Source organism: Rhizobium sp. BK008 (assembly GCF_014197345.1).
GTDB lineage: Bacteria > Pseudomonadota > Alphaproteobacteria > Rhizobiales > Rhizobiaceae > Rhizobium > Rhizobium anhuiense.
In genome coordinates this window covers 645,797-656,754 of record NZ_JACIFK010000003.1, presented here as the reverse complement: position 1 = coordinate 656,754, position 10,958 = coordinate 645,797, and the positions used below count along the sequence as shown (strand labels likewise).

Genomic DNA, 10,958 nt, shown 5'->3' with positions numbered 1-10,958 from the left:
ATCTCGATCTGGCGTGAAATCGGCGGCTCGATCGCCGCCTGAGACAGCCGACACAGGTCATCACCAAGCGTTCCAACCGTTAAGGCGACGCCACCTTTGGGAAAGAATGTATGGTCCGCCTCGTCCGTGCAAGGGTACGCGACATCGTAAATGACGATTCCAGTTGCATAAATGTATCCGGCCTCTCGCGAGTGAACTGCGGTTGCAGCCAGGCCATGATGAGATCCGCACACGCCGTTCCCAATAAATGGTCCAGGCACGAAGCCCGCTTTTTTGCACAGGGCTTACGGCATGTTGATCCACTGTTTCGTCATCACTATTCCCGAGCCTTGCAATCGAGCTTGGATCCTCAGGTGAAGGCAGGGTCTCTGCGTTCGTAGAGTGCTCCAGGCCTGGTCAGGACGACCCAGACGATCCGGGCCATTTTGGCGGCAAGTGCGACGACAGCTTTGTTGGGGTGCATCCGAGCCTGAAGGCCATCCAGCCAGTTCCCCAGTCGATCTCGTGTTCGGTTGAGGTGCCGAAAGCAGGATCGTGCTCCATGTACGAGGAGCTTGCGCACATAGCGGTTTCCCCGCTTGCTGATGCCGAGAAGCTTCTGCTTTCCTCCGGTCGAGTATTCCCGTGGCACAAGGCCAAGCCACGCTGCCAGATCGCGAGCTTTCTGGAATTGTCGACCGTTTCCAATGGCAGCCAGGAGCGCAGTTGCCCCCAACGCTCCGATCCCAGGGATCGTCATGAGCCGTCTTGCGGCATCCTCGCGGCTGGCGATCGCCTCGATCTCGCGTGTGACGTCACCAATGCGCCGTTCCAACTGGCGCAGATCGGCAAACAGGTCTGAGAGCAGCTTACGCATTGGCGGCGAGAGATCGTTGGATTGATCTGCGACAACTTGCGGCAGGTCGAGCTTGAACAGGCCCGCGCCTTGGCGCAGGGCGATCCCGTATTCGAGGCAGAAAGCTCGCATCTGATTGATCAGCCGCGTTCTCGTTCCGATCATCTGATCTCGGACCCTGTGTAAAGCCTGAAGATCGGCTTGTTCCTCGCTCTTGAGTGCAGCAAATCGCATTGTTGGTCGCGTGGCAGCCTCAGCGATCGCTTCCGCATCGATGATGTCGCTCTTGTTCGACTTCACGTAAGGCTTCACGAACTGCGCGGGGATCAAGCGCACCTTATGTCCGAGCGCCTGTATCTTCCTGGCAATCCACTGAGATCCTGCGCACGATTCCATCCCCACGATCGCCGGTGCTGCGCGCTCGAAGAAATGTAGCAGCGTGTCGCGTCGGAAACGAACCTTCTGGACTGGCACGCCATCGCTTCCGACGCCGACAACGTGAAAGATGTTCTTGCCAATATCAATTCCGTAGACAGCCGCTTGGCGCGGCATATTGCGCTGTGGCATTGCAACCTCCTTCGGGTTGGCCGCCTCATGATGCGGCAGGAGGACGAGGCGGACCATCCCATTAGTGGTGACGCCCGCAGCAAAGCGGAAAGCTGTTGCGCATCTGATGAGCGAACATGGGATGAGCGAACGGCGGGCGTGTAAAGCCATCGGTTATTGCCGCATGACGATCCGTTACGAAACTAGCCGCGACGACGATCATGGCCTTCGCGAGCGCATGAAGGCGCTGGCGCATGAACGCCGCCGCTTCGGCTATCGACGCCTTCATGTGCTGCTTAGGCGTGAGGGCCACATTGTGAACCACAAGAAGCTCTTCCGGCTCTATCGGGAGGAGAAGCTGACGGTGCGCAAACGCGGCGGTCGCAAGCGCGCGATCGGCACACGAGCACCGATGCTGATCCCGCTTTCCGCCAATGATCGCTGGTCGCTGGACTTCGTGTCGGATCAGCTCACCGATGGTCGCAGGTTCCGGGTTCTGACGGTCGTGGATGACTGCACCAGGGAATGCCTGGCTCTCGTTGCCGATACATCGCTTTCCGGCCTGCGGGTCGCCCGTGAGCTGGATCGGATTATCGAGGCACGTGGCAAGCCCAGGATGATCGTCAGCGACAACGGCAGCGAATTCACCAGCAACGCCATCCTGCAATGGACGGATCGGGGCAAGGTGGATTGGCATTACATTGCGCCTGGCAAGCCGATCCAGAACGCCTTCATCGAAAGCTTCAACGGGCGGCTGCGCGACGAGTTATTGAACGAGACGCTCTTCTCGTCATTGCCTCAAGCTCGATCAGCTCTTTCAAACTGGCGCATGGATTACAATCCTGTTTCATAACACCCATCTTTCTATGTCATTGAAGGGAATAGGCTTTCCTGATCTGGAGGCGATCCCGCGGGGTGGCGAGGGTTCTTCCGGGCACGATCGAGGATCTGACGTGCTTGTGGGGTCGCGAGTTTGGAACGGCTGAAGATCCATGGGCCATCGGGTAGCGGATGAACCCCCTCAATTTCGCCAGCCTCGGCCGCCAGACGCAGCGTCTTTGGCGTTATCCCGAGTAACTTCGCCGCACCGCCCAGATTAAGCCATGGCTCGACCCCGTCGATCTGCGGACGGAAGACCGGAATCTTGCGATATGACCTCAGCGCGGTGACCCGCTCCCGTGTCCAGCGATTGCCATTGCCGGTCGTCAATCCGTTGCGATTGAGGACACCGGCAATCACGTCGTCATTGGCGATCAAGATGAGCTGTCTCACAGCGTCGACAATGTCGTCAGGGGTCGCGTTTCTTTGGCCACGGCGTCGCTTCGGCAGGCGCAGCTCGGTGTGGACGCCTCCAACCCAATGAATGACGAGGACGATCTCAGAGGTTCCATCATCGAGATCGGCGACCACTTCATTGATGAGCGTGCGCACGATGCGCTTCTTCAGTCTTGCATCGGTTGTCGGCGCCGTCCAGACGGTGCGAAGGTTTCCCGCAAGTGCGGTTACCTGTGATGCGGACATAGGGAACGGCTGCGGCGTAACTGTCCGATGTTTGGCAATCCCGACGTTACAAGTCTGTTTTCCGGATCGGCCGCGTCATATTGCCGGAATGCCCGGTCGGCTACATAGCGTGCTGCCTCGAGGTCGCGCAGCAGGGCATCCTGAACCTGATCGCGTTGGCTGGCCATATTGCGTTCCGCCTCAACGGCGGCCGCGATGGCTCCCGGTTCGACCACGCCGAGCAGCGCCTCCTCGATCGCATCATCGACCCGCAGACCGCCGAAGGCGATGCAACGTGGTTCGCCACTATCGAGTAGACCACGCCAACAGGAATAGCGCGGGATGTTATGGTTGGCTCCTGTGTAACGAACCGTCAGCTTCCGGCCGCACCTTTTGCAGCGGAACAGGCCGGCAAGCAGAGCGTCGCCATGCTTCGGCGCTCCATGATGGCGACTGGCCGGTACATTGTCGCTGACCATCTTGCGGATCTCCTCCGCCCGTTCCCAACTGATGTAACCTTCGTGCGTGTCCGGGATCAGGGCAAGCCATTCATCACGCGCCTTGCGGCGAATTCCAGATCGGCCATCGTATCCCGGTACGGAACGACTCTTACCATAAGCATAAGCGCCGCCGTAGATCGGGTTCGCAATCATCCGGTGGATGGTGGCATAATTTGGCCTGCGCCAGATGACGTCACCGTTGGCGCACCTGACGGGCAGGTCCAACCCCTGCTCAAGGAACCATAGCAAGGCCTGCCGGGCACTCCCGAGTTCGGTGACCTTGTTGAAGACGAGTGCGATGGCTTCCTGGATGCGTCGGTCTGGATCCTTCTCGATCCTATCACCGGCCTTTACGAAGCCGGCCGGAACAGTGACGACGAGTTCACCGCGGCGAGCCTTCTCATAGCGGGCGGAAAGGGAACGCTGACGCAAGAGATCGAGTTCATACTCGTTGAGGCTGCCCTTCAAACCCAGGAGCAGGCGGTCGTTGCCCTGGCGGGGCGCATAAATTGCTTCCTGGTCGACCAGGACGGTATCGACAACGCGGCACATCTCGATGAGTTGCTGCCAATCGCGGCTGTTCCGGGCGAACCGCGATACCTCACGCGCGGCCACGGCGCCAACCTTGCCAAGGCAGACTTCCGCCACCATCCGATCAAATCCAGCGCGGGTCACGCCGCCGGCGGCCGAACGACCAAGGTCGTCATCCACCGTCTCTATCTGTGACCATCCAAGCGCTGCCAGACGGTCGCGCATGGCGTACTGGAGGGCGCTGCTCTCTCGATTGTGCAGAACCTGGTGAGCCGAGGACTGCCGAACATAGAGGATGGCCTTCCGCTCCAGATGATGCGGCCCGATCTTCTCATGCATCATGACCGGCCTCCTTCTGTTGGGAGGCATGTCCGCACTTTGCGTGATCGACGAACAGCCGCACGATGAGCACCGTCAACGCTTGGCGAGTCTCCTCCGGCAACTCCGACCATTGCGGCGTCCCTGCCGTCTTCCCCCGCTGCGGGGCCGAGAACAGATCGAACTGGCATGTCATGGGCTGGCGAGGCATGAACATCTCTCCGACTCGTTTCGTGAGAGACCAATGCTGCGCCCATTACCGAAGATTGCGATGACGCATCAGCGTCCTTCAGCAATCTTGCCAAAGTATGCAGGCTTGCGAGATCGACGTGCGGGACCGCCAAGCTGCGCCAACAACCACTCACTGATCGGTCGAACATCCACGACGGGACCTCAAGAAGTCGACCAGAAGAAGAACCAGAAAGGCTGCAGCGGAAAATATGCGTCCCTTTGGACACCGCATCATGCACGTGAACGAGCCGTCCGGACCAGGGATGCCACGGATACATAAGCTCGCGAACCTCGGTCCCGTGGGTGTTCTGTCGTCGTGTTGTATAACCATTTCCGGCCACATAGCGCCATCGGCAACAAGGTGCCGATTTCGCTTATGAACGGCTCATCGGCACCCCCGCCGAACTGAAGTATATCTTGGAGTCGCCCATATTTCCGCTCAACTTGGAAGAAGCAATTATATTGTTGCAGTTACTTAGCGATCAGATCATAGCCATCCGCTTTCAGCACGACATCCTGAGCTAGGCGCCAGGACTGAATACTATTCCGCTCGTCGTTAGGCGCAACAGCGACACTATAAATCGACATGCCTGTCTAGCGCCCAAAAGGATCGGGGATACTGACGCCCTACGGGCATCAGTTCAAAGTATTCGCGTGTTGCTCGCCATGGGTCGACGCTTGGGCGATTTTGGAGAGTTTCGCAAGAACCTCAGGATCAACGAGGTGCGCGACCATCGGGTGGATCTTGATGTTGTCCTGCTTCGCAACCTGGTGGAAATTCGTTAGCACCATCGTTGCCAGTTCGCGCGTTGGCGCGATCACGTCGAGCAGCCAAACGATGTCACCACTCTTCCAGTCTTCCGGCTTCAGCCTGACCGGGAACGCACCCGCTTTAGCCTGTTCTGAAATTCGCGCATCAACCTCGGCGCTCACCGCCGCCCAGATAGCAATTGCCGGCGGCTCAACGCCGGTGACGGCCTTGGGCATCGCAATGGCGATACGGTCATTAATCAAAGGATCGACAACCAGATGGTGGAGGTCGGATAACATCTGACTGCGGTAGCGCGGCACAGAGGTCATTGCGAGAACAACCTGCCCAAAAGTCGATTGCAATGCCGCCTTTGCTCCGGCAAGCTTCTTCTTCGTCTCTTCAGAAAATTTCTCTTGGCTTAAATTAGCCGACGCTTCCGTCGCAATGTTATTCATGTATCCCCAGCCCCATGGGTTCCGAGCAAAAAGGCCCGAAAGAGTTGTAATCGCCGCACTCGCGATCCCGCAATGGAGATTACAAATTGAATTTACAATTGCAAGTGAAATTGCCTCGCAATGCTCTCCCTGGGTGAATAATTTCGCCGCGTCCTCTTCCGGCCATTGACGGCCGAGACATACCCTCTCGTGAAGGTGTCAACGACCTGACACAGTCGGTTAGTCGGGCCGGTCCCGACTCGGCCGCACGAGCCGCTACAGCTAGTGTGTGCCAAGTCGTCCGAACTGACCCGGCCGTCGTTTGACCGGTGTCGGCTGGGCCAGCTTGTAACGGGCGGGTGGGCTGGGGTCCTCACCGGGAATGAAGGCAAGAACGAGAAGCACGCCGTAGAAGAAAAAGGTAATTCCCTGGATCGCGAGCACCGGCAAGGGGATCACGAAAAACCTCGGCAAGAAGACGGGCGCGAGCAGCAGCCAGAGCAGATATTGCGGCCAACCGATATCGCGAAGCCGACTCGATACCATGTAGAGCAGGCCTACAACGGTAATCGCTGTCATCGCGATTGCGGCAACCATGTAAAGCGTTTCAAAGAAGGAACGGCGGGAGACGAGCTTGGCAGTCTCGGCATCGTTCGCTCCGACGCCCAACGTCATCTGGATTGCCCCTTTGGCGGCCATAGCACGTTGATTCTGCATATCCTCTGCCGTTGGCTTGCGGCCGGACGCTGCAATCTGCTTGGCCATCTCTTCCTGCCCTTTGAACATCAGCGGCATGTTTTTGCCGCTGACCTCTCCTCCGACGGCGGTCCCTGTGCCGGCTGTCGAGCGTGGCGCCATTAACTCACGCGCTGCCTGATCATGTTCGGCCATAATCAGGCGCTCGATCGGGTCCTTCGCAAAATCGAAGCAGAGCATGAGCAGAAGCAGCACGGCGTAGGTGATGCGCGTAAGCCGAGATTGGCCAAAAATGGTCATGAAGTTCAGCACCAGTTCGTCTTGGTGGGCGGACGATGCTCGCTGGAATTCAAGAATCCGCTAACGCAACATGGATGATTTTACGGATGATCGAGTTTTCCTATGGAATTCGCTGCCTGGAACTCACACCCAATCGGACTTATGGCCATGCGCGGAATGGCGATGTCGCGCACCCGAGAGGTGACGATTACCACCGGCTGTGGGCCGCGTCGAAAAACCTTGGTAGCGGGAGGCGGCGGAGGCGACTCTCGCCCTTAACTGCAACTGCGCATGCCTCGCCTTGAAAGGATTCGAACTGTAAACCTCTTAGTCCGTCGGGGCATGGCCAATCGGAGTGTCGAGACGACTGATGGTCGATTTGTGGTTTTGCCTTTATCTATCCTCGCTCGACGGTCAAAACCATTGGCATGGCCCAGGTGGCCTGAGGAATCGGCCAGCGCAGCAATTTGACGTTGTCGTCGTCGACCTGCGCTTCCCATCGAGCATAAAACTTTTGGCTATACCCGTTCAGTCGGACGCTGCGGCATGCGATGGGTCCGCCATCGAGGTTGAGGGCAATCTTGAGATCCAGCGTCGACGCCTTGAGAAACTCCGCCAACCGATCGAGAGAAAAGAACGCTTCCTTCGTCGTGCCGATGACAATGCGGCCGGAGCCATCCTTGCCCAAGAAGGTCCGATTGGCCAGCCAGCGGCTTTTCACGTTCACATGGGTTTGCCCATCGTCACCAATCAGGAGTGGATAGGAAACCATGGCATTCGTCGCCCCGGCAAAGGCCCCGCCCCAATCTTGATGCGTAAGGTCACGGATGTCGGCAGAGGTTGCATCCGCAACGAAGGCGCCGGCCTTTGCATCATACTGCTGGGGACCCATAGCAACACCCTCACTGATGAAGGGCGTGTCGGGCCTGCCATGTGTGTCGTAATAGCTGCCGTTGACGATCAACACGGCCTTCGGCAAGGCATGTTCCCATTCGTCGATACCCGTATCACCCTTTGGTGCATTATGGACGACGAAGCGGAAGCGCGCCGGATCAATCCGGCTGAGAAAAATCCGGTCGACTTCGCGTCCATCGGCAAGCACCGGCAGTTCCGCTACTTCGAAGCCAGGCTCCGGCTGTTGCCAGGCCAGCGGCCCCTGCTGCACGGCCGGGACAGGGCTCTTCAACGCCAATTGCATGGAGGCAGATAGCCGCTCGTCGTCAGGCTTCACGGTGATCCAATAGGTTCCGCCACGACGCAGTATCGAGTTGAACCCATAGGCGCCCGCGACTTGCCAGAGCCAACCAGCTCCAACGACAATCGCGATGATCAATGCTGCGGCTATTCCGTATAAGAGCTTGCGAACGACTGACATCAAAAGTTCTCTATATGCATATAGTTAGGTTCGGTATGCGGCGTGACGCATTGGCGCTGCGCAGATGCGATTACAAGCGAGGCTTTTCTACGACGATTACGCTGAGGAGGATGTCTGAGGCTTCGCCGATAACGCTCTCTCGTCAGTGCAATTGCGCTTGCCAACATAGTCGCGGCGGTCAAGGGACGTCGCCCCCAAGCACGCCAAAGGAATAATGCTACGATTGTCACAGGAGTCTGCCTGCAGCTCGGAATTAGCGGCGCGCGAGCCCGAAAAGAAGTGGAAACACCACCTTGCTGGCGAATGTCACCATGATAAGTCACCCGGTGATAATCCTCATCCTCGAAGGTCGGCCGATCACGAAGGTCGTGCGTGCGTCGTAGCTGGTGTTTTGGCCCTTCCTCAGCCGCAGGTATTGAAGGATGTTGGCGATGAAAGCGGCAAGCGGAATATAGGCGGCATTGCCGGCCAGCCAGACGAATAGCTCACGTTGGAGATAGAAGGCGGCGCCACCCAGACCGTCACGATTTCCAACGGTGAGACCGAATATTGCTTTGCCGATCGTGCGACCGGACGATGCCTGGCTCAGCACGTTGATAAAAATAGCCGTGAGCGAGTAGGCAATAGCCGAGAGCACCACACTTCTCGCGACAAGGCCGGTGGCCTCACCGTCGTTGAAGAGACGTGAACCGGCAATCGCGGCGAGCGTGCATGCCAAGAAGCGATCATCATATCGAAGCCTCGCGCCCAGAATCTCGCCCAAGGCCCCGCCGCGATATCTTTGAAACCGGCACCCGCAGGTGGCAAATCGGCTTCTTCATCCAGGAACTCGGCAACAATATCGCTGGGGTACCGGAGTCCCGCCCCCGCCCGGCGAACGAGGGCTGCCTGGGGCAACGAGTTCTGAGTAATCAAAGTTCTCAATTCTTCCGGCGATACCAAGACCGAAGCACTGTCCCGCGAAACCATATTCCCAAGAAGTCAAAACACTCACCTGTTCATCTTGAAAGAGTGTGATCTCGCCCGGCCGGTGCCGGACGAGCCATGGAACAGATCAAACGAATTGCACATTTGCGGGTTGGAGGCTCGCAACCGTCACGTTCTTGAGGATTATCTTGTCGTCCGAGTCTGCCGTGATGATCACGTCGCTGCCCGATTGTGTGGAGGCCACCAAAAGATGCGCCCAGTCGGCGAAGACCGAGCTATCGACAGCGAGCACATCGCGGGCAGTTCCGGAAGCGGCAAAGCCCACGATAGTGTCTATGCCACCGTTGGCGCCATAGGCGAACGTGTCCGCAGCCGCGCCGCCGATCAAGATGTCGTCGCCTCCTCCACCTGACAGCCGATTGGCGCCACTGCCGCCGGTGATGACATTGTCGAGCGCATTGCCCGTGCCGGTGAACGCCGCCGTTCCGGTATAGGTCAGGTTTTCGACATTCGATCCAAGCGTATAGCTCGTCAGAGACGTCTTGACCGTATCTGTTCCTTCGCCGGCATTCTCGACGATGATGTCGCCAATACTGTCGACGACATAAATGTCATTTCCGGTACCACCCGTCAGCGTATCGGCGCCGGCTCCACCATCGAGCGTGTCATTGCCCGACCCGCCCGAGATGACGTTCGCAGACGCATTGCCGGTTCCCACGAAATCCGAGGAGCCGGTATAGACGAGGTTCTCGACATTTGTGAGCGAGGCCAGAGTATAACTGGCGAGCGCCGTCTTGATCGTATCGATCCCGGCGTTGGCAGCTTCGGTGACCACATCGCCTGTATTGTCGACGATGTAGATGTCGTTGCCCGCACCGCCGATCAGCGTATCGATTCCGGCTCCCCCATCCAGGACATCGTTGCCAATGCCGCCGGCAATCGTATTGGCAAGCTCGTTGCCCGTCCCAGTGAAATCAGCGGTCCCGGTATAGGTGAGGTTCTCGACATTGCTGATTGCGGCCAACGAGTAACTCGCAAGGGCAGTCTTGATCGTGTCGGTCCCGGCGCCGGCATTTTCGATGATGACGTCGTTCAGGCTGTCGACGATGAACGTGTCGTTGCCGAAGCCTCCCATCAAGGTATCGTCGCCGGCTCCGCCATCTAAAATGTTGACACCGTCACCACCTCTGATGACGTTGTTCAACGCGTTCCCGGTGCCCGTAAACGCTGCCGTCCCCGTGTAGGTCAGGTTTTCAACATTTGCGGCGTTGACAAGCGAGTAAGTCGCTAGCGATGTGAAGATCGTATCACTTCCCTCGCCAGCATTCTCCGTCACCACGTCGCCGATATTGTCGACCACATAGTCATCGTCGCCGATGCCGCCTGTCAGGTGATCGGCACCTGCTCCGCCATCGAGGAAGTCATCGCCGCCACCGCCGATCAGCGTGTCGGCTCCCGCGCCTCCCGTCAGAGTGTTACTGAGCTCGTTACCTGTTCCTGCGAAGGAGGCGGTCCCGGTATAGGTGAGGAATTCGACATTCGTCCCGAGGGTGTAACTCGTCAGCGATGTCTTGATGGTGTCCATGCCCTCGCCGGCATTCTCGGTGATCACGTCCCCGGCATTGTCGACGATATAGGTGTCGTCACCGGTGCCGCCGATCAGCGTGTCCGCACCCGTCCCGCCATCGAGCGTGTCGTTGCCGGATCCGGCTGTGATCACGTTCGCCAATGTATTGCCGGTGCCGGTGAAGGCTGTTGTGCCGGTGTAGGTCAGGTTCTCGACATTGGTGAGTGCAGCCAGCGAATAGGTCGCCAGGTTCGTCCTGATCGTGTCGGTGCCCTCGCCGGCATTCTCGGTCACCACGTCGCCGGTATTGTCGACGATATAGGTGTCGTCGCCGGTGCCGCCGATCAGCTTGTCGGCGCCGGCGCCGCCATCGAGCGTGTCGGCACCGGCTCCGCCGTCCAGCGTGTCGGCACCTGCCGCACCCGTGATCGTGTTGACAAGCTCGTTGCCGGTGCCGGCAAAGGCCCC

The 10,958-nt window shown here is 58.5% G+C and carries 7 protein-coding genes and 2 pseudogenes; 1 reads left to right on the top strand and 8 read right to left on the bottom strand.

The window, feature by feature from the left end:
- Nucleotides 1-349 precede the first annotated feature (349 nt).
- Entirely contained in the window at nt 350-1,402 is a 1,053-nt protein-coding gene (locus FHT69_RS17690) for an IS110 family transposase (RefSeq protein ID WP_183905731.1), read from the bottom strand.
- A gap of 64 nt (nt 1,403-1,466) precedes the next feature.
- On the opposite strand from FHT69_RS17690, the pseudogene FHT69_RS17685 reads away from it, so the two are divergent.
- Nucleotides 1,467-2,222, top strand: a pseudogene (locus tag FHT69_RS17685) (IS3 family transposase); the annotation flags it as partial.
- Between the two features lie 23 nt (nt 2,223-2,245).
- On the opposite strand, the pseudogene FHT69_RS17680 reads toward FHT69_RS17685, so the two are convergent.
- The 7 genes and pseudogenes from FHT69_RS17680 to FHT69_RS17650 form a co-directional block, all read right to left on the bottom strand.
- Nucleotides 2,246-4,254, bottom strand: a pseudogene (locus FHT69_RS17680) (recombinase family protein).
- The gene (locus FHT69_RS17675) at nt 4,244-4,441 is read right to left on the bottom strand and encodes a hypothetical protein (RefSeq protein WP_065283532.1); all 198 of its coding nucleotides are present in this window, start codon (nt 4,439-4,441) and stop codon (nt 4,244-4,246) included. Before FHT69_RS17675 ends, FHT69_RS17680 begins: the two are co-directional and overlap by 11 nt.
- 656 nt (nt 4,442-5,097) lie before the next feature.
- A complete protein-coding gene (locus FHT69_RS17670) occupies nt 5,098-5,667 on the bottom strand; it encodes a toxin-activating lysine-acyltransferase (RefSeq protein ID WP_183905730.1) in 570 nt (189 codons plus the stop codon).
- Nucleotides 5,668-5,928: 261 nt separating this feature from the next.
- On the bottom strand, nt 5,929-6,654 hold the full coding sequence (locus FHT69_RS17665; RefSeq protein ID WP_183905729.1) for a hypothetical protein: 726 nt from the start codon (nt 6,652-6,654) through the stop codon (nt 5,929-5,931).
- Between the two features lie 364 nt (nt 6,655-7,018).
- Nucleotides 7,019-7,996: a phosphodiester glycosidase family protein gene (locus FHT69_RS17660; protein ID WP_183905728.1), complete on the bottom strand. Its 978-nt coding sequence runs from the start codon at nt 7,994-7,996 to the stop codon at nt 7,019-7,021.
- Between the two features lie 319 nt (nt 7,997-8,315).
- Nucleotides 8,316-8,759, bottom strand: a complete 444-nt coding sequence (locus FHT69_RS17655) for a hypothetical protein (protein ID WP_183905727.1) — start codon at nt 8,757-8,759, stop codon at nt 8,316-8,318.
- Nucleotides 8,760-9,050: 291 nt separating this feature from the next.
- The coding region (locus FHT69_RS17650; RefSeq protein WP_183905726.1) for a beta strand repeat-containing protein at nt 9,051-10,958 on the bottom strand (1,908 nt) is incomplete at its 5' end.